At 73.2% G+C, this 22,656-nt stretch carries 21 protein-coding genes; 4 read left to right on the forward strand and 17 right to left on the reverse strand.

Annotation, left to right across the window (positions count from 1 at the left end):
- Positions 1 to 5: 5 nt before the first annotated feature.
- From ACIP82_RS30945 to mltG (ACIP82_RS30985), 9 genes are all read right to left on the reverse strand, one after another.
- A complete protein-coding gene (locus tag ACIP82_RS30945) occupies positions 6 to 2,033 on the reverse strand; it encodes a regulator (protein ID WP_400658240.1) in 2,028 nt (675 codons plus the stop codon).
- A 97-nt stretch (positions 2,034 to 2,130) separates the two neighbouring features.
- Positions 2,131 to 2,940, reverse strand: coding sequence for an Fpg/Nei family DNA glycosylase (locus ACIP82_RS30950; RefSeq protein WP_400658242.1), 810 nt, complete (start codon positions 2,938 to 2,940; stop codon positions 2,131 to 2,133).
- Between the two features lie 105 nt (positions 2,941 to 3,045).
- Positions 3,046 to 3,975: an AAA family ATPase gene (locus tag ACIP82_RS30955; RefSeq protein ID WP_400658271.1), complete on the reverse strand. Its 930-nt coding sequence runs from the start codon at positions 3,973 to 3,975 to the stop codon at positions 3,046 to 3,048.
- An 85-nt stretch (positions 3,976 to 4,060) separates the two neighbouring features.
- Positions 4,061 to 4,501, reverse strand: a complete 441-nt coding sequence (gene aroQ, locus ACIP82_RS30960; RefSeq protein ID WP_363610486.1) for a type II 3-dehydroquinate dehydratase — start codon at positions 4,499 to 4,501, stop codon at positions 4,061 to 4,063.
- Complete coding sequence (aroB, locus tag ACIP82_RS30965) at positions 4,498 to 5,586, reverse strand: 3-dehydroquinate synthase (protein ID WP_363610488.1); 1,089 nt, start codon at positions 5,584 to 5,586, stop codon at positions 4,498 to 4,500. Before aroB ends, aroQ begins: the two co-directional genes overlap by 4 nt.
- Complete coding sequence (locus tag ACIP82_RS30970; protein ID WP_363610490.1) at positions 5,579 to 6,118, reverse strand: shikimate kinase; 540 nt, start codon at positions 6,116 to 6,118, stop codon at positions 5,579 to 5,581. Before ACIP82_RS30970 ends, aroB begins: the two co-directional genes overlap by 8 nt.
- Positions 6,115 to 7,299 carry a chorismate synthase gene (gene aroC, locus ACIP82_RS30975; protein ID WP_363610492.1) on the reverse strand — a complete coding sequence of 395 codons (1,185 nt, stop codon included), beginning with the start codon at positions 7,297 to 7,299 and terminating at the stop codon, positions 6,115 to 6,117. The genes ACIP82_RS30970 and aroC overlap by 4 nt, the downstream gene beginning before the upstream one ends.
- Positions 7,300 to 7,623: 324 nt before the next feature.
- On the reverse strand, positions 7,624 to 8,454 hold the full coding sequence (locus ACIP82_RS30980; protein WP_400658246.1) for a shikimate dehydrogenase: 831 nt from the start codon (positions 8,452 to 8,454) through the stop codon (positions 7,624 to 7,626).
- Between the two features lie 37 nt (positions 8,455 to 8,491).
- Positions 8,492 to 9,793: an endolytic transglycosylase MltG gene (mltG, locus tag ACIP82_RS30985; protein WP_363610496.1), complete on the reverse strand. Its 1,302-nt coding sequence runs from the start codon at positions 9,791 to 9,793 to the stop codon at positions 8,492 to 8,494.
- Here mltG (ACIP82_RS30985) and ACIP82_RS30990 point away from each other — a divergent pair.
- Entirely contained in the window at positions 9,677 to 10,483 is an 807-nt protein-coding gene (locus ACIP82_RS30990; protein ID WP_400658249.1) for a hypothetical protein, read from the forward strand. The genes mltG (ACIP82_RS30985) and ACIP82_RS30990 overlap by 117 nt on opposite strands.
- Before the next feature lie 147 nt (positions 10,484 to 10,630).
- Here ACIP82_RS30990 and mltG (ACIP82_RS30995) read toward each other — a convergent pair whose 3' ends face one another.
- The 5 genes from mltG (ACIP82_RS30995) to ACIP82_RS31015 all read right to left on the reverse strand — a co-directional run bounded on the left by mltG (ACIP82_RS30995) (position 10,631) and on the right by ACIP82_RS31015 (position 16,074).
- Entirely contained in the window at positions 10,631 to 11,911 is a 1,281-nt protein-coding gene (gene mltG, locus ACIP82_RS30995) for an endolytic transglycosylase MltG (RefSeq protein WP_400658251.1), read from the reverse strand.
- An 87-nt stretch (positions 11,912 to 11,998) separates the two neighbouring features.
- Positions 11,999 to 12,484 (reverse strand): Holliday junction resolvase RuvX, encoded by a 486-nt coding sequence (ruvX, locus tag ACIP82_RS31000; RefSeq protein ID WP_400658253.1) that lies wholly within the window; start codon positions 12,482 to 12,484, stop codon positions 11,999 to 12,001.
- Positions 12,484 to 15,153 carry an alanine--tRNA ligase gene (gene alaS, locus ACIP82_RS31005; protein ID WP_400658255.1) on the reverse strand — a complete coding sequence of 890 codons (2,670 nt, stop codon included), beginning with the start codon at positions 15,151 to 15,153 and terminating at the stop codon, positions 12,484 to 12,486. Before alaS ends, ruvX begins: the two co-directional genes overlap by 1 nt.
- Entirely contained in the window at positions 15,153 to 15,593 is a 441-nt protein-coding gene (locus ACIP82_RS31010; RefSeq protein WP_400658257.1) for a DUF6167 family protein, read from the reverse strand. The genes alaS and ACIP82_RS31010 overlap by 1 nt, the downstream gene beginning before the upstream one ends.
- Positions 15,594 to 15,597: 4 nt before the next feature.
- Complete coding sequence (locus tag ACIP82_RS31015) at positions 15,598 to 16,074, reverse strand: DUF948 domain-containing protein (RefSeq protein WP_363610508.1); 477 nt, start codon at positions 16,072 to 16,074, stop codon at positions 15,598 to 15,600.
- A 328-nt stretch (positions 16,075 to 16,402) separates the two neighbouring features.
- Here ACIP82_RS31015 and ACIP82_RS31020 point away from each other — a divergent pair, with 328 nt between their 5' ends.
- Both ACIP82_RS31020 and ACIP82_RS31025 read left to right on the forward strand, forming a co-directional pair.
- Complete coding sequence (locus ACIP82_RS31020) at positions 16,403 to 17,758, forward strand: ATP-binding protein (protein WP_400658260.1); 1,356 nt, start codon at positions 16,403 to 16,405, stop codon at positions 17,756 to 17,758.
- 140 nt (positions 17,759 to 17,898) lie between these two features.
- Positions 17,899 to 18,192: a tetratricopeptide repeat protein gene (locus tag ACIP82_RS31025; protein ID WP_400658273.1), complete on the forward strand. Its 294-nt coding sequence runs from the start codon at positions 17,899 to 17,901 to the stop codon at positions 18,190 to 18,192.
- Between the two features lie 88 nt (positions 18,193 to 18,280).
- Here ACIP82_RS31025 and rpsD read toward each other — a convergent pair whose 3' ends face one another.
- The 3 genes from rpsD to ppk2 all read right to left on the reverse strand — a co-directional run bounded on the left by rpsD (position 18,281) and on the right by ppk2 (position 21,445).
- The gene (rpsD, locus tag ACIP82_RS31030; protein WP_063346792.1) at positions 18,281 to 18,895 is read right to left on the reverse strand and encodes a 30S ribosomal protein S4; all 615 of its coding nucleotides are present in this window, start codon (positions 18,893 to 18,895) and stop codon (positions 18,281 to 18,283) included.
- A 317-nt stretch (positions 18,896 to 19,212) separates the two neighbouring features.
- Positions 19,213 to 20,562 carry a replication-associated recombination protein A gene (locus tag ACIP82_RS31035; protein WP_363610512.1) on the reverse strand — a complete coding sequence of 450 codons (1,350 nt, stop codon included), beginning with the start codon at positions 20,560 to 20,562 and terminating at the stop codon, positions 19,213 to 19,215.
- A gap of 34 nt (positions 20,563 to 20,596) precedes the next feature.
- On the reverse strand, positions 20,597 to 21,445 hold the full coding sequence (ppk2, locus tag ACIP82_RS31040; RefSeq protein WP_400658263.1) for a polyphosphate kinase 2: 849 nt from the start codon (positions 21,443 to 21,445) through the stop codon (positions 20,597 to 20,599).
- A 209-nt stretch (positions 21,446 to 21,654) separates the two neighbouring features.
- On the opposite strand from ppk2, the gene ACIP82_RS31045 reads away from it, so the two are divergent.
- Complete coding sequence (locus tag ACIP82_RS31045) at positions 21,655 to 22,566, forward strand: LysR family transcriptional regulator (RefSeq protein WP_400658265.1); 912 nt, start codon at positions 21,655 to 21,657, stop codon at positions 22,564 to 22,566.
- Positions 22,567 to 22,656: the final 90 nt, after the last annotated feature.

Raw genomic sequence — 22,656 nt, forward strand, 5'->3', positions numbered from 1 at the left:
CTGGGTCAGAACGCCTGGGCTTCGCCCCGAAGCCGCCGCAGCCGGGCCCGGCTGCGGTCGGCCAGCCCGGTGTCACCGAGTTCGTCCGCCAGCTCGACGAGCAGCGTGTGCGCCTCGCCCTCCTTGGCCGCCTGGCCCAGGGCGAAGGCCCGGTCGGCGCTCTCGCCCGCGTGGACGACGGCCCGGTCCAGCCGGCCCAGGGCCCGGTGGGCGCGGGCCCGGACGAGCGACAGCCGCATCAGCATCGGGGAGTCCGCCGTCCGCCCGGCCGTCGCGGTCGCCTCGTCGAGAACGGCCAGCGCCTGTTCGGGGCGGCCCGCCGCGATCAGTGCCTGCCCGAGGTGGTAGCTCTGCACCACCACCCCGTGCGGGTCGCCCTCGTTGGCCTCCCGGGCCAGGGTGAACAGCTCCACCGCCCGCTCCGGACGGCCGTCGGCGAGGCAGAGCAGCCCGTCGGTCTCACGGACCAGGCCGGCCAGCCGCGGCTCGTCCACCAGCGGGAGCAGTGCGGACGCCGCGGCCAACTGCTCGGCCGCGCGCGGGTACTCCTTGCGCCCGTGGTAGGCCCGGGCGAGCTGGTTGCGCATCCGGATCCCGGCGTCCGGGCGGTTGTCCCACTGGGCCGCCTCGACGCCCAGCAGGTGGGACTCGGTCCAGTCGTCGTAGAGCCCGCGGCCGTGGTACAGCGGCCAGAGCGACTCGCAGAGCCGCCACACCTCGCCGTGCCAGCGCTGTTCCGCGGCCGCGCGGACCGCGCCGAGCAGATTGGCCCGTTCGGCCTGGAGCCACTCCATCGCCTCGGCGCGTGAGGCGAAGCCGGGCAGCTCCGCGCCACCGGGCTCCTGGAGCCGCAGCCGGTCACCGAGCACGGCCCGGTCCGCCAGCGCGGCCCGGCCGCGGTAGTACGCCACGATCCCGCGCAGCAGTTCCGCCCGGCCGGGCTGCCGGCGGGCACGGTCGCGGGCGTGCAGCCGGACGAGGTCGTGGGTGCGGAAGCGCTCCTCCGGGCCGTCGTCCACCACCTCGTCCAGCAGGTGGGCGGCGAGCAGGTCGGCGAGACCGTCCGGCACTCGTTCGAGGCCGACCGCCTCGGCCACTTCGACGGAGACGTGCGGACCCGGGACGGTCCCGATCAGGTGGTAGAGGTCCCGGGTATGGCCGGCCAGCCGGAGGTAGACCGCGTCCAGGACGTCGCCGATCGCGCCCTCGTCACTGCCGAGTGATGCCAATCTCCGCTCCTTGTCCGCGAGTTCCGCCACCACCCGGTCCACCCGGAGCCCACTGCGGTCGAGCAGCTGGGAGCCGACCGCGTTCAGCGCGAGCGGCAGGCCGCCGCAGAGCTCGACCAGGTCCTCCAGCTCCCGGTCGGTGCCCCGGCCCGGGCCGAGCCAGCCCCGGACCAGCTCGGTGCCGGCCGTCGTGCTGAGCGGGTCGAGCCGCAGCACCTCGGCGCCGTCCAGCGCGAGCCCGGGCAGCCGCCGCCGGCCCGCGACGACCACCAGCCCGGTGGACGGCAGCAGGGTGCGGACCTCGGCGGCGTGGTCGACGTTGTCCAGGAACACCAGGACCCGGCGGTCGGCGGTGACCGTCCGGAACAGCGCGGCCCGTTCGGGCAGCGTCTCCGGTACCTGGTGCGGCTCCAGCCCGAAGCCGCGCAGGAAACCGGCCAGGATCTCGCCGAGGTCCACCCCGCCCAGGTGGCGGTGGGCGGCGAGGTCGGCGTAGAGCTGGCCGTCCGGGAAGTGCTCGGCGTGGCCGGCCGCGAACTGGGCGACCAGCTCCGTCTTCCCGACGCCGCCGAGGCCGGTGAAGGCGATCACGACCGGCCGGGAGCCGTCGAGATGGCCGAGCGCCGCGGTGAGCGCGGCGAGCTCCTTCGCCCGGTTGACGAAGGTCCGGCGGGGCTTCCTGACCTGCTGCGGCGCCCCGAGCGGCGGCCGCGCCCCGTGCACGTGCACCTCGACGTTCCGGCCCTGCACCACATTGCCGTACACCGTGCCCGACACGGTGTTGGCCTTCTCGTAGCCCTCCACCTGCCCGCTCCCTCCGACCGGCCCGGCCCCAGCCTACGGGCTGGCAGGCCGGCCGGCCGTCGGTTCGCCCGCACCCCTCCCCCGGCGGCCGGGACGACTACACCTGCTGGCAGGCCGGGCACCAGAAGAGGTTCCGGGCGGCGTGCTCCTCCGTCCGGACCTCCGTACCGCAGACCAGGCAGGGCATGGCGGCACGGCGGTACACGTAGACCTCGCCGCCGTGGTCGTCCACGCGCGGGGGGCGGCCCATCGCCTCGGGCGTGTGCTCGGGGCGGACGGTGTCGATCCGGCCCGCGCCGACGCCCTCGTGCATCAGGGCCACGAGGTCGGCCCAGATCGCGTCCCACTCGGCACGGGAGAGGTCGCGCCCGGCCCGGTGCGGGCTGATGCCCAGCCGGAACAGCACCTCGGCGCGGTAGACGTTGCCGACGCCGGCCAGCACCTTCTGGTCCATCAGCAGCGCGGCGACCGTCGTCCGGCTGGCGGATATCCGCCGCCAGGCCGGCTCCGGGTCGGCGTCGGCGCGCAGCGGGTCGGGCCCGAGCCTGGCCGCGACGGCGGCCTTCTCGGCCCCGGTGATCAGCGCGCAGGTGTTGGGACCGCGCAGGTCGGCGTAGGCGTCGTCGTTCTCCATCCGCAGCCGGACCAGGCCCACCGGCTCGGGCGCGGGGCCCTCCCCGAAGGTGAATCCGCCGTAGAGGCCGAGGTGGATGTGCACCCAGGCACCCTCCTCGAAGCCGAGGAAGAGGTGCTTGCCGACGGCCTGCGCCTCGGCGAGCGGTTGGCCGTCGATCAGTGCGGCGCCGTCGGCGAACCGGCCCTGCGGGCTGGAGACCCGGACCGGGCGGGCGCCGAAGGCCTTGGCGTTCTCGGCGGCGAGACGGTGGATGATGTGGCCTTCCGGCACGGGCGTCAGCTCCCCCGGGTGGTTCAGCAGGATGGGCCCATCATCGCAGCCGGCACCGACACTCCGGCCGGGCCGCAGGTCACGTCCCCCGCTCCCGCCCGCGCCTCAGCGGACCGGGATGCCCATCAGCCGGGCCAGGATCACCCGGTCCAGCTCGGCGGCGGTGGCGGCGACGTCCAGGTGGGAGTTGTCGATGATCGGCAGCCCGGAGTTGTACCAGCCGGCCATCCGTCCGTGGATCCGGGCCACCTCCTCGTCGCCCAGCCGCCGGTTGCCGCTGCGCCGGGCGTTGCGGGTGAGCACCGAGTCGAGGCTGGGCAGCAGCACGACCGGGATCATGCCGGGGCCGATGTGCCGCTTCCAGCCGCCGAGCCCGATCGCCGGGCGGTCGGGGAAGACGGCGTCGTCGATGATGCAGGAGATGCCGTTGGCCAGGTAGTTGCGGCAGGCGAAGCCGCAGGTCCGCCGGGCCAGCCGGTACTGCGCCTCGGAGGCGTTGTTCCAGCCGGACTGCGGGTTGGCGAAGCCGGACTGCACCCACTCGCGGACGTCGTCGAGGCTGATGTGCGCGGTGGGCGTGGGGCGCCGCTCGGCCCAGTGCCGGGCGACGGTGGTCTTGCCGGCGCCGGCCGGGCCGATCAGCAGCACCGCGATCGGGCCGGCGGGCGCGTGCCGCTGCGGCGGGTGGGCCGGGAGCTGCACGGGCGATCCGGAGGGCAGCAGGAAGTGCCCGGTCGCACCGGTCGGCACCGGCGCGGGGCCAGGCGCCCGCGCGGGGGCCGGGGCGGGAGCCGCGGCGGCGGGCGCGGGCGGGGCGGGGGGCGGCACCGGCGCGCCCTGCGGAACGGTGGGCGGGCCGCCGTGCGGGAGCGCCCCGGCGGGCCGCGGCCCGTCCGGCGGCCCGGGCCGGGATCCGGTCCGGGGCGGGTTCTGGGGAGCCGGCAGGGGCCCGGCGGCGGCGGTGCCGGGGTACGGCGGGGCCGGCGGAGCGACGGGACGCGGGGGGACCTGTCCACCCCCGGAGTACTGCGTCACGGTCACCTCCCGACTTCTTTCAGCGGGGACATTACACGGCGGCCCGGCGGCGGGCACAGTCCGCCGCCGGGCCGCTGACCAGGCGTCAGCCCGTGGTGAGCTGTCCGGCGAGGGCCCGCAGGGCCAGCTCGTACGAGCCGAGGCCGAATCCGGCGATGGTGCCGGAGGCGACCGCGGCGATCACCGAGGTGTGCCGGAAGGTCTCCCGTGCGTACGGGTTGGAGATGTGCACCTCGATCAGCGGGGCGGTCCGCTGGGCGGCGGCGTCGCGCATCGCGTACGAGTAGTGGGTGAAGGCGCCCGGGTTGATCACCACGGGGACCCGGCCGTCGGCCGCCTCGTGCAGCCACTCCACCATCTGCTGCTCGGAGTTGGTCTCGTGCACCTCGACCTCGAAGCCGAACTCCTTGCCCAGCGCGGTGCAGCGCTCGACCAGCCCGGCGTAGGAGGTGGCACCGTAGACGTCCGGCTCGCGGCTGCCGAGCCGGCCGAGGTTGGGGCCGTTGAGCACCAGCACCCGGGTCACGAGGAGACCTCCGCGTAGGCGGCGACCAGCAGGGAGGGGTCGGGGCCCTCCAGGACGGAGGTCTTGCCCAGACCGTCCAGGACGATGAAGCGCAGCAGGTCGCCGCGCGACTTCTTGTCGATCTTCATGGCGTCCAGCAGCTTCGGCCAGGCATCCGCGCGGTAGCTCAGCGGCAGGCCGACCGAGGCCAGCACCGTCCGGTGCCGGTCGGCCGTCTCGTCGTCCAGCCGTCCGGCCAGGCGGCCGAGTTCGGCGGCGAAGACCATGCCGATGGAGATCGCGGCGCCGTGCCGCCACTTGTACCGCTCGTTGCGCTCGATGGCGTGGCCGAGGGTGTGGCCGTAGTTGAGGATCTCCCGCAGGCCGGACTCCTTGAGGTCCCCGGAGACCACGTCGGCCTTGACCTGGATGGCGCGCCGGATCAGCTCGACGGTGTGCGGCCCGGCCGGCGTCCTGGCGCCCTCCGGGTCGGCCTCGATCAGGTCGAGGATGGCCGGGTCGGCGATGAAACCGCACTTGACGACCTCGGCGAGGCCGGAGACGTAGTCGTGCTTCGGCACCGTCTCCAGGGTGTCGAGGTCCGCCAGCACGCCGACCGGCGGGTGGAAGGCCCCGACCATGTTCTTGCCCTCGGCGATGTTGATGCCGGTCTTGCCGCCGACGGCCGCGTCGACCATGCCGAGCAACGTGGTGGGCATCGAGATCCAGCGGACCCCGCGCAGCCAGGTGGCGGCGACGAAGCCGGCCAGGTCGGTGGTGGCGCCGCCACCGAGGCCGACCACGACGTCACTGCGGGTGAAGCCGGTCTGGCCGAGCACCGACCAGCAGTAGGCGGCCACCTCGGCGCTCTTCGCGTCCTCGGCGTTGGGCACCTGGAGGACGATCGCCTCGTAGCCCTCGCCGAGCAGGTCCTCGCGAACGGCGTCGGCGGTGCTGGTCAGCGCCTCCGGGTGGATGATCGCGACCCGCTTGGCCCGGGTGCCGATCAGCGGCGCCAGCTCGCCGAGCAGCTGGTGCCCGATCAGCACGTCGTACGGGTCGTGGCCGGCGCTGCCGCCGACGTGAATCCTGACGATGTCAGTCATGGGGGGTCTTCAGCTCCAGTGCTTCCAGTACGGCGGCCACGACCTGCTCGGGCGTGCGGCCGGCGGTGTCGACGACGGCGGTGGCCACCTCCAGGTAGAGGGGGCGGCGGGCGTCCATCAGCTCGCGCCAGCGGGCCCGGGGGTTGACGGCCAGCAGCGGACGGGGGGCGTCCAGGCCGACCCGCTTGACCGCGTCGGCCAGCGGGACCTCCAGGAAGACCACCGGCAGGTCGCGCAGCAGCGCGCGGGTGGCCTCGGCCATCACCGCGCCGCCGCCGAGCGCCAGCACACCTCCGTGGGCCTCGGCGGCGGCGCGCACGGCGCGTGCCTCCAGCTCGCGGAAGTGCGGCTCGCCCTCGTCGATGAAGATCTCCGGGATGGGCTTGCCGGCCAGCCGCTCGATGTCGGTGTCGGTGTCCCGGAAGCCGACGCCGAGGCGCTCGGCGAGCGCCCGCCCGACCGTGGACTTGCCACTGCCGGGCGGGCCGACCAGCACGACGACCGGGGAATCCGCCGGACGCTCAGCGGTCATCGGACGATCAGGTTGTCGAGGTAGCTCTGCACGTTGCGGCGGGTCTCGGAGACGTGGTCGCCACCGAACTTCTCGTTCACCGCGTCGGCCAGCACCAGGGCGACCATCGCCTCGGCGACGATGCCCGCGGCCGGCACGGCACAGACGTCGGAACGCTGGTGGTGGGCCTTGGCGGGCTCACCGGTCCGCACGTCCAGGGTCTGCAGGGCGCGCGGAACGGTCGCGATCGGCTTCATCGCGGCACGCACCCGCAGCAGCTCGCCGGTGGACAGGCCGCCCTCGGTGCCGCCGGAGCGGCCGGAGGTGCGCTTGACGCCCTCGGCGGTCGGCACGATCTCGTCGTGCGCCTGCGAGCCGGGGACGCGAGCCAGCTCGAAGCCGTCGCCGACCTCGACGCCCTTGATCGCCTGGATGCCCATCAGCGCGGCGGCCAGCCGCGCGTCCAGACGGCGGTCCCAGTGCACGTGCGAGCCCAGGCCCACCGGCACCCCGTACGCCAGCACCTCGACCACACCGCCGAGGGTGTCGCCGTCCTTGTGGGCCTGGTCGATCTCCGCGACCATCGCCTTCGACGCGTCGGCGTCCAGGCAGCGCACCGGGTCGGCGTCCAGCCGCGCCTCGTCCGAGGGCAGCGGCAGCACCCCGGCCGGGGCCTTGGCCGCGGCCAGCTCCACGACGTGGCTGACGATCTCGATGCCGCAGGTCTCCTTGAGGTACGCGCGGGCGACGGCGCCCAGCGCGACCCGGGCGGCCGTCTCACGGGCGCTGGCGCGCTCCAGGATCGGGCGGGCCTCGTCGAGCGAGTACTTCTGCATCCCGGCGAGGTCGGCGTGGCCGGGCCGCGGGCGGGTCAGCGCCTCGTTGCGGGCCAGGCCCGCCAGCACCTCGGGGTCGACCGGGTCGGCCGACATGACCTGCTCCCACTTCGGCCACTCGGTGTTGCCGACCATGACCGCCACCGGGCTGCCCATGGTCTCCCCGTGCCGGACCCCACCGAGGAACGTCACCTCGTCCTGCTCGAACTTCATCCGGGCGCCGCGACCGTAGCCGAGCCGGCGGCGCGCCAGCGCGTCGGCGACCACGGCCGTGGTGACCGGCACACCGGCCGGCAGGCCCTCCAGCGTCGCGACGAGTGCGGGGCCGTGCGACTCCCCCGCCGTCAGCCAGCGCAACGTACCCAACGGAGCTCCTTCATCAGCGGACCGGTCACGGACCTACCGCGACCCGCCCGGGCGTGCCTTGTCCCTGAATCCTTTCATGCCCCGGGCCGAGCCGGGCGCAGAGTCCGCGTGACGGACGGCGCCCGGCCGACGGGCGGACGCGGACACGGCGTGACCAGCGGGGAACAGGAAGGAGAGCGGGAAAGGGAGCAGGAAGTCGGCGGGCCCGACCTCCTGCCCCGCGGGCGGCGGCCACGCGACCCGGCACGTCATGCCGGGATGACACGACGCGTGAACCGGGCACCGAACGCCGGACCGGCACAACGCGCCACCGTCCGAAGCGCCTCAGCGGACCGCGAGAGCCGCCTCGCCCGCCGCGCGGATGGCCGCCAGCGGGCCCGGCGTACGACCGGTGAACTGCTCGTTCTGCAGCACCGCCTGATGGACCAGCAGGTCCAGACCGCCCAGCACCGTCGCACCGCGCTCCGCACAGGCGGCGGCCAGCGCCGTCGGCCAGGGGTGGTAGAGCACGTCGAACAGCGCCCCGGGGTCCGCCGGCAGCCGCTCGGCGAACCCGTCGGTGGCCCCGACCGGGGTGGTGGAGACGGTGAGCGGGTGCGCCAGCGCCTCGGCGCCGCGCTCCCAGTCGGCCGTCCGCACGGCGACACCCAGCCGCTCGCCCAGCTCGGCCACCTCCCGCGCCCGCTCCGCGCTGCGCACGTACACCGTCACCTCGCCGGTGCAGATCTGGGCGAGCGCCGCCAGCGCCGAGGAGGCCGTCGCCCCGGCTCCGAGCACCGCCGCGCCCGGCACCTCGGTGATCCCCCGCTCGCGCAGCGCGTTCACCAGCCCGGGGACGTCGGTGTTGTCCCCGGTCCGCCGCCCGTCGGCGGTGAACACCACCGTGTTCACCGCCTCCACCGAACGCGCCGTCGCGCTCACCTCGTCGAGCAGCGGGATGACCGCCCGCTTCAGCGGCATGGTGAGCGACAGGCCCGCCCACTCGGCCTCGTCCAGCCCGGCGACGAAGGCGGGCAGCCCCGCCTCGTCCACCTCGAACCGGTCGTAGCGCCAGCCGTCCAGCCCGAGCGCCGCGAAGGCGGCCCGGTGCAGGTCCGGCGAGAGCGAGTGGGCGATCGGCGAGCCCAGTACGGCGGCCCGGTGCTTGCTGGTCACGTTGGTTCTCCGAAACGGCGGTACGGCGGGGCGGCCACTACTTCGTGGTGCAGTGGCCGCGATCCTTGTCGAAGCCCTGGCCGGCCGCCGTGCAGTACTGCTCCACGTTGGCCAGGTGCTCCTTGTAGGTGTCCGAGAAGAGGGTCTTGATCGGGGACATCGCGATGAAGAACAGCCACTTGCCGTCCGCCGGGTTCAGCACCGCCTTGATGGCGTCGTCACCGGGGTTGGAGATCGGCGTCGGCGGCAGCCCCGCGTTGAGGTAGGTGTTGTACTTGTTGGACGCGTCGTCCATGTCCTTCCTGGTGAGGTCCTTGCGACCGAGCGAGTACTGCAGCGTGGTGTCCATACCGAGGCGGTGCTGGGTCTCGGTCTGGTTGGCCAGACGGTTCTGGATGGTCTTGGCCATCTTGCCGAAGTCCTCCGGGTTGTTGCCCTCGGCCTGGAGGATGCTGGCCTCGATGACCACCTCGTAGCCGGACTTGAGACCGATCTTGGAGGCCTCCGCGTCCAGGCCCGCATAGCGGTCGACGGCGTTCTTGACCATCTGCTTGAGCAGGTCCTCGGGCTTCATGCCCTCCGAGATCGAGTAGCGGGCCGGCCAGAGGAAGCCCTCGATGTTGCCGTTGGCGTACGGGGGCAGGCCGAGGCTGCCGATCTGGGCCTTGGCGACGTCGGCCGTGGTGCCCTTGGGCAGCTTCAGCTTGTCGTCGATCTTGACGTAGGTGGCGGCGGCCGTCAGCCCCTCCCGGATGATCAGCTTCTCGCCACCGTTCTCCTCCACCAGGTTCGCGACGGCGGCCTCGCCCGACATCTCACGGGGGAGGGAGTACGTCCCGGGCTGGATGGAGATGCACTTCGGGTTCTTCTCGCACGCGTTGGTGAAGGCCTTGACGCTCTTGACCACGCCGGCCTGCTTCAGCGCGAGACCCATCTGGGCCCCTACGGCGCCCTTCTTGATCTCCACCTGGACGGTGCCGGTGCCCTCACCGGCGAAGTCCGGGGGCGGCCCGAAGTGGTCCTGGTAGAAGCCGTAGCCCCACCAGCCGGCGCCGGCGAAACCGCCGAGCAGCACCAGGGCGACCACCAGGCAGGCCCCGCCGTTGCGACGGCCGGACTTCTTGCCCTTCTCCTTGCGCTTCTTCTGGGCCTCGCGGGAGCTGTCCTCCTCGCCGAGGAAGGTGTCCCGGTCCTCGTCGCCGTCCTCGTGGTAACCGCCTTCGTGGCCGTCCCACTCGTCCTCGGCGGCCTCGGGAACGGCCTCGGCCGGAGCCGCGCCCGACTCCAGCGCGGCGGCCTCCGCCTCCCAGTCGATACCGTCCGGGCCCGGTCCGGCCACGGGCTCGGCCCGTCGCCGGGACGCCCGCCGCCCGCCCTGCGGCGGCTCGTCGGACTCCGGCGCCCCCGGCTGCCCGCCCTGCTGCGGCACCTGCTGCTGAACGGGCGGCTGCACACCCTGCTGGGGCATCGCCTGCTGCGGTACGCCCTGCTGCTGCTCGCCGGGCTGGGGCATCCCCTGCTGCGGATACTGCCCCTGCGGCACGCCCTGCTGCTGGAACGCCTGGAAGTTCTGCTGCTCGCCGGGCAGACCCTGCTGCCCCTGCTGCTGCGGATAGCCCTGCTGCGGATACCCCTGCTGCTGGCCCTGGTACCCCTGCTGGCCGGGGAAGCCCTGTCCGCCCTGGTCCTGCTGCTGCGGATACCCCTGCTGGCCGCCCCCGTACTGCGGCTGCCCCTGCTGGAACTGCTGCACAGGCTGCTGCCCGTACTGCTGCGGCGGCTGCTGCCCGCCACCCGGGTAACCCTGCTGCGGGTAGCCCTGCTGCTGCGCCTGCTGCGGGTAGCCCTGCTGCGGCTGGCCCTGCTGGCCGGCACCGTACTGCTGGCCCTGCGGAACCTGCTGGGGATGCTGCTGCCACTGGCCGTCCTGCTGGCCGGGGACCGGCTGCTGGCCACCGTACCCCGGCTCCCCGGGGTGCCACGGCTCGGAGCCCTGGGGGCCGTAGCCCCGACCCAGATCGGTCATTGATCCCCTTACACCGACGGAGACGGCCGGAGGATCGGACCGGCCGTCCGGGACGGCGTCCCGGCTGTTCTCGAACCGGCGTGCTAGCGCATCGCCTGGAGGGAGACGTTACCGTACCGCAGACCGGCCCCCGGCAGGACAGACGTCCCGTCAGTGCCCCGCCGCACCCCCGGCCCCACCCTCCGGCGCGCCCGGCGACGCCCCGCTCGGATCACCGGTTCCCGTCCCCGCCGGCGCACTCCCCGAGGTGCTCGCCGAAGCGCTCGGCTTCGCCGTCTGGAGGGCGTTGAACTCCGCCACATTGCGCTGCTGCACCTCGAAGCTGTCGGTGAAACGGGTGTCCCCCGGCTTCACGGTGACGAAGTACAGCCAGTCCCCCTGCGCCGGATCGACGGCCGCCATGATCGCCTGGCGGCCCGGGTTGGAGATCGGCGTCGGCGGCAGCCCGGGGTGCTGGTAGGTGTTGTACGGGGAGTCCAGTCTGGTGTCGGTGACGGTGGTGTTCAGCGTCGACCGGCCGAGCGCGTAGTTGATCGTCGAGTCCAGCTGCAGCGGCATGTTCTTGGCCAGCCGGTTGTAGATGACCCGGGCCACCTTGGCCATGTCCTCGGTGTTGTCGGCCTCGCCCTGGACCATGCTGGCGATCGTCACCAGCCCGTACAGGCTCTGCCCGAGGTTCTGCGCGACGACGCCGGCATCGTCCCTGGCGAACTCCTTGCCGGCCCGCTCCACCATCTGTTTCAGCAGGTCGACCGCGGTGGTGCCCTCGGTGACGCTGTAGGTCGCGGGGAACAGATACCCCTCGACGCTGCCCTTGGTGAAGTCCGGCAGGCCCAGCTCGGCGGCCTGCTCCTGGGCGGCGCGCTGGGTGGTGCCGTCGGGCAGGTCGAGCCTCTTGTCGATCGCCGCGTAGATCTGGTTGCCGCGCCAGCCCTCGGGGATGGTCAGGCCGTTGGCGTTGGCCGGGTCGATCAGGACGGCGAGCGCCGCGGCCGCCGACATCCGCTGCCGCAGGGTGTAGGTGCCGGGCTGGATCCGCCCGGCGGCGGCCGCGCTGCCCTTCGCCGCCCGGGTGAAGGCGAGCGAGCTGGCCACCACGCCGTTGTGCACCAGGGCGGAGGCGATCTGGCTCAGGCCCGCGCCCTCGGGCACCGAGACCTGGACGCTGCCCGAACCGGCGCCCGCGTAGTCGGCGGCGGCCGGCGGATTCTGCTGGCCCTTCCACCAGGTGTACCCGACCAGCCCGGCCCCGCCGAAGACGGCCACCAGGGCGAGCGCGGTCAGCCCGCAGGCCAGCCCGTTACGCCAACGGTGTGGATCCGGCGCATCGGGTTGCGGACGGGGCGCGCCCGGCGGACGGCCCTCCGGTTCCAGGACCGGCGCACCGAGGTGGCCGGGCGTGAGCCCGGGCGTGAAGTCCTGATCGGTCATGGCGCCCCCTCGGCTGTCCCGGAACGGATGAGGGCCCGTGCGGACGCGTCCGCACGGGCCCCTCTCCGGGACGTTAGAACAGGGGGGTCAGTGGACCGCCTCGACGCTCTCACCCGGCGGGCGACCGCTCACCCGTTCGGACTCAAGGGCGGTCTGCAGGATCACCACCGCGGCGGCCTGGTCGACCACCGAGCGCCCCTTCTTGGCCTTCACGCCGGAGGCCCGCAGGCCGTGGGTCGCCGTGACGGTCGACATCCGCTCGTCCACCAGCCGGACCGGCACCGGGTAGAGCCGGTTGGCCAGCCGGACCGCGTACGCGCGGACCTTCTCCGCCGCCGGACCCTCCCTGCCGTTGAGCGAGCGCGGAAGGCCGACGATCACCTCCACCGCCTCGTACTCCTCGACGATGGCGGCGATCCGGGCCTGCGACTTGACCCCGGCGGGGACGGTCTCCACGGGTGTGGCGAGCACCCCGTCGGGGTCGCAGGACGCGACCCCGATCCGGGCGTCACCGACGTCGACGGCGATCCGCCGCCCCCGCCGGAAGGGCCGTTCCTGCTCTTCTCCGACCATCAGGAGGCGCGCTCCGCGACCAGGCCGCGCACCGCGGCGATGGCCTCGGCCACCGCGCCCGGGTTGGAGCCGCCGCCCTGGGCGACGTCGTCCTTGCCGCCACCGCCGCCGCCGAGGGTCTTGGCCGCGACCCGGACCAGCTCACCGGCCTTGATGCCGCGGCCGCGGGCGTCCTCGTTGGTGGCGATCACGGTCAGCGGGCGGTCGTTCGCCACGGTGAACGCGGCGACCACGGCCGGGCGCGAGCCGAGCCGGCCGCGCACGTCCAGGACCAGCTTGCGCAGCTCGTCCGCGCCGGTGCCGTCGGCGACCTTGGCGGCGACCACGGCGATCCCCTGCACGTCCTCGGCCGAGTCGGCCAGGCCGGCCGCGGCGGCGAGGACCTTCTCCGCGCGGAAGCGCTCGATCTCCTTCTCGGCGTCCTTGAGCTTGGCGAGCATGCCCGAGATCTTCTCCGGCAGCTCCTCCGGGCGGCCCTTGACCAGCTCGGTCAGCTGGGCGACGACCGTGTGCTCACGGGCCAGGAACTTGTACGCGTCCACGCCGACCAGCGCCTCGACACGGCGCACGCCGGAGCCGATCGAGGACTCGCCGAGCAGCTTCACCAGGCCCAGCTGGGCGGTGTTGCCGACGTGCGTGCCACCGCAGAGTTCCTTGGAGAAGTCCCCGATGGTGACGACCCGGACCTCGTCACCGTACTTCTCGCCGAACATCGCGATGGCGCCGGCCTTACGGGCCTGGTCCATCGTCATGACCTCGGCGGTGACGTCCAGCTCACGGGTGAGCACGTCGTTGATCTTCTGCTCGACGTCGACCAGGACGCTGCCGGGCACGGCGGCGGGTGAGCCGAAGTCGAAGCGGAAGCGGCCGGGGGCGTTCTCGGAGCCGGCCTGGGCGGCCGTCGGGCCGAGCGCGTCACGCAGCGCCTGGTGGGTCAGGTGGGTGGCCGAGTGGGCGCGGGCGATCGCCCGGCGGCGCTCGATGTCGATGGTGGCGTACGCCGAGGCGCCGAGCACGACCTCGCCGAACAGCACACCGCCGGAGTGCACGCTCACGCCCGGGACGGGCTGCTGCACGTCGCGGATCTCCACCACCGCGCCGGAGTCCAGCCGGATCCGGCCGTGGTCGGCGAGCTGGCCGCCGCCCTCGGCGTAGAACGGGGTGCGGTCGAGGATGATCTCGACCTCGTCGCCCTCGCTCGCGGCCGGCGCCGGGGAGCCGTTCACCAGCAGGCCGACCACGGTGGCCTCGCCCTCGGTGAGGCTGTAGCCGGTGAAGACGCTGGCGCCGGACCTGTCGGCGACCTCTCGGTACGCGGCGACGTCGGCGTGGCCCATCTTCTTGGCCTTGGCGTCCGCCTTGGCGCGGTCCCGCTGCTCCTGCATCAGCCGGCGGAAGCCGGACTCGTCCACCTGGAGGCCCTGCTCCTCGGCCATCTCCAGGGTGAGGTCGATCGGGAAGCCGTAGGTGTCGTGCAGCTTGAACGCCTGCTCGCCGGAGAGCACCGCGCCGCCGGTCTGCCGGGTCTCGGTGACCGCGGCGTCCAGCAGGTTGGTGCCGGCCTTCAGGGTCTGCAGGAAGGCGGTCTCCTCGGCGGCGACCACCGTCTCGATCCGCTTGCGCTCGGCCTCCAGCTCCGGGTACTGCGGGGCCATCGCCTTGATGGTGATGTCCGTGAGCTCCCTGGCCACCACGCCGTTGGCGCCCAGCAGGCGCATGTTGCGGATGGCGCGGCGCAGGATGCGGCGCAGCACGTAGCCGCGGCCCTCGTTGCCGGGGGTGACGCCGTCGCCGACCAGCATGACCGCGGTGCGGATGTGGTCGGTGACCACGCGCAGCGAGATGTCGGACTTGTGGTCGGCACCGTAGGTGTGGCCGGTCAGCTCGGCGGCGCGGTCGAGGATCAGCCGGCTGGTGTCGATCTCGAAGAGGTTGTCGACGCCCTGCAGGATGGCGGCGAGGCGCTCCAGGCCGAGGCCGGTGTCGATGTTCTTGCTCGGCAGGTCGCCGAGGATCTCGAAGCCGTCCTTGCCGTCACCGTGGCCGCGCTCGTACTGCATGAAGACCAGGTTCCAGATCTCCAGGTAGCGCTCGCCGTTGACGGCCGGGCCGCCCTCCTCGCCGTACGCGGGGCCGCGGTCGTAGTTGATCTCCGAGCACGGGCCGCAGGGGCCGGGGACGCCCATCGACCAGAAGTTGTCCTTCATGCCGAGGCGCTGGATCCGCTCGGAGGGCACGCCGATGACGTCCCGCCAGATCTGCTCGGCCTCGTCGTCGTCCTGGTAGACGGTGATCCAGAGCTTCTCCTTCTCCAGGCCGTAGCCACCCTCCGCGACGGGAGAGGTGAGCAGCTCCCAGGCGAACGTGATGGCTCCTTCCTTGAAGTAGTCCCCGAAGGAGAAGTTGCCGCACATCTGGAAGAACGAGCCGTGCCGGGTGGTCTTGCCGACCTCCTCGATGTCCAGGGTGCGCACGCACTTCTGCACGCTGGTGGCGCGCGAGAACTGCGGCTTGACCTCGCCCAGGAAGTACGGCTTGAAGGGCACCATGCCGGCGTTGACCAGCAGCAGGGTGGGGTCGTCGGCGACCAGGGACGCCGACGGAACGACGGTGTGGCCGCGCTCCTCGAAGAAGCGCAGCCAGCGGCGGCGGATCTCTGCCGACTCCATTAGTGGTCCTTCCGGTTCGGGATGCCGTCCCGCGGCGGCAGCGCGCGGCGGGACGTGTTGTCGATGGCTGGGGTGGCGCGGGCGCCGTTGGACACAGTGCGGGCACTGCTGGGCGGAGGCAGGGCGGCGGCCGGGCTGCCGGGCGCCGCCGAGATAGCTCGGTACTGCGGCTCGCCTCTGAGGACCCGGCGGCGCCGGGGCTCGACGACGGCGGTGCCGTCCAGTCCGAGGTCCTCGCGCAGCTGCTCCTCGCGCTCGGCCATTCCGGCCTTGACGTCCAGGGCGAACCGCTTCGCCGCGTCGCCCAGGTGCAACGCACCGCGCGCGGCGGTGCCGGAGAGGCTGTCCGGGGTGAGCCGGTGCACGGCCTCGTTGGCCTTGTTCATGGCCCAGACGGTGGCGCCGGCGCCGACCGCCATCCAGAAGATGCGTCGCACCATGCCGTCAGCCCCTCACCGCGCGCCGGACCCTGGCCAGCAGGCCGCCCTTGGGCGCGGTCGCCGCGCGCACCTCGGCCCGGATCAGCCGGGCCAGCTCCTCGCGCTCGCCCGGCTGGGCGGGCAGCGTCAGGGTGCCGTTCTGCTTGGCGACGGCCTTGCGGACGCCGTAACTGAAGGCCGCGACCTTGACCAGCGGCCCGCCCAGGGTGGCCGCGACGGTGGAGGAGAGCGCGTTGGCGTTGGCGGCGGCGTCCTGCACATTGGCGGTGATCTCGTCCACCCGCTCCAGCTGCTCGTTGGCGCTGCGCACGGCGGCGCCGGCGTCGCTCAGCAGCGGCACGGCCTGTTCGGTCACGGCGGAGACCAGGACGGTGGCCTCCTTCAGTACGCGCGAGAGCCGCACCAGGACGACGGCGAGCAGGGTGACCAGGACCGCCCAGAACACGGCGACGAGCAACCCGGCCAGCTCTCCCACGGACACCTTGCGCGCTCCCTCGCCTTGCTGTTCTCCAAAGGGAACCCTATCGCGCCCATGCCCGGTTTCCGGACCGGGTTGTCGCCCCGGGGCGTCCCTGCGGATCCGGTCGGGTGTGCGAAGCCCGCGCGTAACCTACCGACCGGTCACCTCGTTCTGTCGGGCGGACCGTCGCCCGCACGGCCCGACGCACGTCCGGACCGCGAGGGTCCGGGCCCGGACACGGGAGCAGTTCTTGGCCGACGACTCGACAACCCAGTCCCCGGGCACGACGGCGCGGCGGCCGGAGCACGGCCCGCGCCTTGAGCTCCGCACGCAGCAGGAACGTTTGCTCTTGTCCCGGCTGTCCGTCTTCCCCGGCGACTTCGATCCGGAGGCCGCCAAGTACGTCTGCGCGGGCGACGGCATCGAGCCGGACGAGATGGCCGACCTGCTCGCCGGACTGGCCGGCAGGTCGGTCGTCCTGCGGGTGGGGGCGCCGCCCGGCAGCCGGGCCGGCGGCGGCAGCGCCCTCGGCGCCCGCTTCCGGCTGCCCGACCCGCTGCGCGAGTACGGCGGGCACCGGCTGCGCGCCACCGGCGAGAAGCACCGGCTGCTCCGCCGCCACCGCGACTGGTACCTGGGCGTGGCCACCTGGGGCGAGGTCGAGTGGTCCGGGCCGCACCAGGCGGAGACCGCCGAGCGGACCGGGACCGCCCACCCCGACCTCCGTACGGCGCTGGAGTTCTGCCTCGCCGAGCCCGGCGAGGAGCAGAGCGCGCTGCGACTGGCGGGCGCCCTCTGGTTCTACTGGGCCGGCTGCGGCCACCCCGGCGAGGGCCGGCGCTGGCTCGACCGCGCGCTGGCGCTGGCCCCCGAACCGACCGAGGCCCGCGCCAAGGCGCTCTGGGTGACCGGCTACCTGGCCACCCTCCAGGGCGATCCGGCCTCCGCCCGGCCCGTGCTGGAGGAGTGCCGCCGTCAGGCCCTGGCCACCGGTGACGACCGGGCGCTCGCCCACGCGCTCCACCGGCAGGGCTGCGCGGCCCTGATCGGCGACGAACCGGCCCTGGCCACCGGACTGTTCGAGGAGGCGCTCCGGCGCTACCGGGCGATCGGCGAGCTGGACAGCACCGTCCTGATGGCCATGGTCGAGCTGGGCCTGGCCCGGCTGTTCCAGGGCGACCGGCCCGGCGGCGCGTTCTGGCTGGGCCGGGTCCGCGAGCTGTGCGAGCGGCACGGCGAGCGGTGGGCGTACGCGTGGGGGCTCTACGCGCTGGCGTACGCGCACTGGCTGGACGGCGACATACGGCTGGCCCGCGTCCGGGCCAGGGAGAGCGTCCGGCTCAGCCACCGGCTCCACGACCTGCCCGGCATCGCGCTGGCGATCGACGTGCTGGCGCTGCTGGAGACCGAGCCCACCGGTCCGGACCGGCCGGGCGACCTGCGCGAGGCCCGGGTGCTGCAGGGCGCCGCGCACCGGATCTGGCGGGCGGTGGGCAGGCCGTTCTTCGGCTCGCGCGGCTTCGGCGACCCCCATCGCATCTGCGAACGGCGGGCCGGGGCCGGGCTGACCGGGCGGGAGTCCGCCGGCTTCTTCGGCCGCGGCGCCCGGCTCGGCCTGGACGCGGCGGTCCGCCGGGCGCTCGGCGGCCACGGTGACGCGGAGGACCGGCCGGGCGGACGGCCCGGCGAACGACCGATGGAATAGTTGAAGATTGTCCATTGCTGGAGGGGGCAGCACCACCGCGAGAAACCGGTGAAGCCCCAGGCGCGGAGGACGCCGAAGGGCATCGACCGGCACCGAAAGGAGCGACCGTGGCCACCTACAGCGCCGCCGACGAGTACCGCATGGCGAAGTTCTCCTTCGACTCCAAGACGTACTCCGACGCCGCCCGCCTCCTGGAGGCGGTCCTGGCCCAGGAGCCGGCCAACCTCTCCGTCCGGCTGCTGCTGGCCCGCAGCTACTACCACTCCGCCCAGCTGTCCCGGGCCGAGGCCGAACTGCGCCGCGTCCTGGACGCCGACCCCGCCGAGGACTACGCCCGGCTGATGCTCGGCCGCACCCTGGAGCGCCAGGGCCGCGCCGAGGAGGCCCGCCCGCACCTGCGGCTGGCCGCCGCGATGGCCGGCGGGGAGCTGTGACGGCAGAGCCGTGAAAAGGGGCGAGCCCCCGCCGCCTCGAGAGGCGACGGGGGCTCGCTGGGGTACACCGGGGTGCACCGCCCGCGGGTCAGCGCGAGTAGTACTCGACCACCAGCTGCTCGTCACAGATCACCGGGACCTCCTTGCGCTGCGGCGCACGGTCCAGGCGGAAGGCCAGGGCCTTCAGGTTGACCTCGAGGTACTTCGGGGTCTGGCCCTCGCCCGCGTAGCCACCCTCACGGGCGACCTGGAACGGGACCTTCTCCTTGCTGCGCTCGCGAACGGTCACGACGAAGCCCGGCTTCATCTGGTACGACGGCTTGTTGACCTTGCCGCCGTTGACCTCGATGTGGCCGTGGACGACCATCTGGCGGGCCTGGTAGATGGTGCGGGCAATGCCCGAACGCAGCACCAGGGAGTCCAGACGGGTCTCCAGCTCGGCGACGAGCGCCTCACCGGTCTTGCCCTCGGCCTTCTTCGCGCGGTCGAACGCGCGCGCCATCTGCTTCTCGCTCAGGTCGTACTGGGCGCGCAGACGCTGCTTCTCGAGCAGACGGACCTTGTAGTCCGAGTTCTGCTTGCGACCACGGCCGTGCTGGCCGGGCGGGTACGGGCGGGCCTCGAAGTACTTGACGGACTTCGGGGTCAGCGGCACGCCGAGCGCACGCGCGATCTTGACCTTGGGACGCTTCTGGTTCGCCATGAACCAAACCTTCCTTGCTTATGAATACGGCTTCACCAGGTGTTGACGGAGGTCGCTCCTCGCGACCCGGAGAAAAACCGCTCCACCCGCGGGTGGTGTGGTCAGCCGCTCTCCGGAGCCGGGCACGGATGTGCTTGCGCACGAGCGGCCCACCGAACCGGGGTTGGTGGGCTGCACGCGACACCGAAACGGTGCGCAACGCTCCTCAAGACCCCGCGAGGGGGTCTACGGCCAGTGCCCCGCTGGTGCGGCCGGTCAGCAAGGTCTCCCCTGCCGCCGTCCCGGGACATGGCACTCCGCACGAGTATACCCGCCGCTCACTCGCCCTTCAGCCGCCCCCTGGTCCACTCCACGATGTCCGCGTACCGGGCCTCCCCGCCGTGCCGGGTCGGCCGGTAGTACGCCTTGCCGTGCACCGCGTCCGGCGCGTACTGCTGCGCCGCGATGCCCTCCGGCAGGTCGTGCGGGTACTGGTAGCCCTGACCGTGCCCGAGCTTGCCCGCACCGCCGTAGTGCGCGTCCCGCAGGTGCGGTGGCACCGCGCCCGCCAGCCCCTGCCGGACGTCCGCCAGCGCCGCGTCGATCGCCAGGTACGCGGCGTTCGACTTGGGTGCCAGCGCCAGCGCGATCGCCGCCTGGGAGAGGATGATCCGCGCCTCCGGGAAGCCGATCAGCGCCACCGCCTGGGCCGCCGCCACGGCCGTGGTCAGCGCCGTCGGATCGGCCAGGCCGACGTCCTCGCTGGCCGAGATCATCAGCCGCCGGGCGATGAACCGCGGATCCTCCCCCGCCTCGATCATCCGGGCCAGGTAGTGCAGGGTGGCGTCCACGTCACTGCCCCGGATCGACTTGATCAGCGCGCTGGCCACGTCGTAGTGCTGGTCGCCGTCCTTGTCGTACCGGACCGCGGCGTGGTTGACGGCGGTCTCGGTGGTGGCCAGCGTGATGCTCGCCTCCCCCTTCTCCAGCGCCGCGCCGGCCGCCGCCTCCAGCGTGGTGAGCGCCCGCCGGGCGTCCCCGCCGGCCAGCCGCACCAGGTGGTCCTCCGCCTCCTCGGAGAGCTCCAGCGAGCCCTCCAGACCGCGCTCGTCGGCCACCGCCCGGCGCAGCAGCGCCCGGATGTCGTCGTCGGTCAGCGACTCCAGCGTGAGCAGCAGCGAGCGCGACAGCAGCGGGGAGATCACCGAGAAGTACGGGTTCTCGGTGGTCGCGGCGATCAGCGTGACCCAGCGGTTCTCCACGGCGGGCAGCAGCGAGTCCTGCTGGGCCTTGGAGAACCGGTGGATCTCGTCCAGGAAGAGCACCGTCTCCCGGCCGCTCATACCGACCGCGCGGCGGGCGCCGTCGATCACCGCCCGGACCTCCTTGACCCCGGCGGTGATCGCGGACAGCTCGACGAAACGGCCCTCGACGGCCTGGCTGATCACATGCGCCAGCGTGGTCTTCCCGGTGCCGGGCGGCCCCCAGAGGATCACCGAGCTGGTCGCCGCCGGGCCGCGCGAGCCCGACACCAGCCGGCGCAGCGGTGAGCCGGGCTTCAGCAGCTGCCGCTGCCCGGCCACCTCGTCCAGGGTGCGCGGTCGCATCCGCACGGCGAGCGGGGCCCGCCCCGGCTCCTTGGCCTGGCGTTCCTCGGCGGCGGCGGTGAAGAGGTCCGGTTCGTCCACACCGGAAGCCTATGCGAGCCCACCGACAGGGCCGCTACTCCAGCCTGGCCGCATGGTCCGGCACGTACTTCTGCAGGTCGCGCGGGGGCCGCTGGTACCCACGGGGGGCCGGGCGGGGCGGCAGGTCGATCTTCGGCGGGGTGACCTCGTGGTACGGGACGCTGGAGAGCAGGTGGGCGATCATGTTGATCCGGGCCCGCCGCTTGTCGTCGCTCTCCACCACGTTCCAGGGCGACTCGGGGGTGTCGGTGTAGACGAACATCTCGTCCTTGGCCCGCGAGTAGTCCTCCCAGTGGGTGATCGACTCGACGTCCATCGGCGAGAGCTTCCAGCGCCGCATCGGGTCCTCCAGACGGTCCCGGAAGCGCCGCTGCTGCTCGGTGTCGCTGACCGAGAACCAGTACTTGCGCAGCAGCACGCCCGACTCGATCAGCATCCGCTCGAAGGTCGGGCACTGGTGCAGGAACTGCCAGTACTCCTCGTCGGTGCAGAAGCCCATCACCTTCTCGACGCCGGCCCGGTTGTACCAGCTGCGGTCGAACAGGACGATCTCCCCGGCGGCCGGCAGCTGCTCGACGTACCGCTGGAAGTACCACTGGGTGCGCTGGCGTTCGGTGGGGGTGGGCAGGGCGGCGACCCGGGCGATGCGCGGGTTCAGGTACTCGGTCACCCGCTTGATCGCGCCGCCCTTGCCCGCCGCGTCCCGCCCCTCGAACACGACCACCAGCCGGGCGCCCTCGGCGCGCACCCACTCCTGGAGCTTCACCAGCTCGTTCTGCAGCCGCAGCAGCTCCCGCTCGTACGGCTTCTTCGCCAGCCGCTCCGGCTGGGCGGACCGCTCATGCTGGACCTTGGCCACCTGGGTACCTCCGTCGCGGGACATCTGCCGGCCGAAGACCGGGGAGCGTGCTGATGAGCACTCACCGTAGGCGCAATGCGCCGCTCCCGCAGGTCCTGTCCGGTCGGCGCGGCAGCGGCGGCCCCCTGAACCGCCGCTGCCGGGCTCCCCCGTGGACCGGCCCGAGGGCCGGGTGATCACCTTGGCCCAGACCTGCCGGACCGGTCCAATATCCCGTTCCATAACCTTGGGGCATGGATGTGGACACCCGACTGCTGCGCGGCTTCACCGCGGTCTGCGAGGAGGGGCAGCTGACGGCCGCGGCGGCCCGGCTGTTCGTCTCGCAGCCGACCCTCACCAAGCAGATCCGCCAGCTGGAGGTACTGCTCGGGGTGGAGCTGTTCGAGCGCTCCCGCCGCGGCATGGCGCCCACCTCGGCCGGGCGGGCGCTGGCCGAGTACGCCGGGACCGTGCTGGCGGGCTGGGAGGACGCGCTGCGCGCCACCAGGGCGGCGGCGGCCGAGCAGGGCTCGACCCTGCGGGTGGGCTTCGAGGGCGGGATCATCAACCTGATGACCCGCCGCACGGTGGCGGACTTCACCCGGCGGATGCCCGGCTGGCAGGTGGAGCTGCGGCAGAACAACTGGCTCGATCCGACGTCCGGCCTGGCCACCGGCGAGATCGACCTCACGCTCTGGCACGGGCCGCCGTCGCTCTCCGAGCAGTACAGCGTCGCACTGCTCGGCAAGGAGCCGCGCTGTCTGGCGCTGCCGGCCGGGCACCGGCTGGCCGGGCGTGCGGTGATCGACTTCGAGGAGCTGCTGGACGAGCCCTTCGTGGCGATCCCGCACGAGGCCGGCCACTGGCGCGACTACTGGCTGGCGGTCCGGGAGCGGGGCGGGCGGCCGGTGCGGATCGGCGCGGTGGCACGCAACACCGACGAGTGGCTGGCCGCGGTGGTGTGCGGCCAGGGCGTCGGTTTCGCCCCGGAGACGATGAGCAGGCTGGCGGCGCGGGAGGATGTCGCGTACCGGCCGGTGCGGGGGTTGAGCCCGAGCCAGGTCGGGCTCTACTGGCCGAAGGACCGGGAACCGACGCCCGCGATGGCCGCGTTCGTGCGCAGTTGCCGGACCACCGTCGGCTCCGGCGCCGACACGCCTTACTGATCGTTTCAAAATGAGTTCAGCTCAGGGGCTTGGCAGTTGATGTGTTCGGGCGGCAGAGTGCTCCACGTGTCGGATGATCTTGTGCCTGAT

Source organism: Kitasatospora sp. NPDC088548 (genome assembly GCF_044753005.1).
GTDB lineage: Bacteria > Actinomycetota > Actinomycetes > Streptomycetales > Streptomycetaceae > Kitasatospora.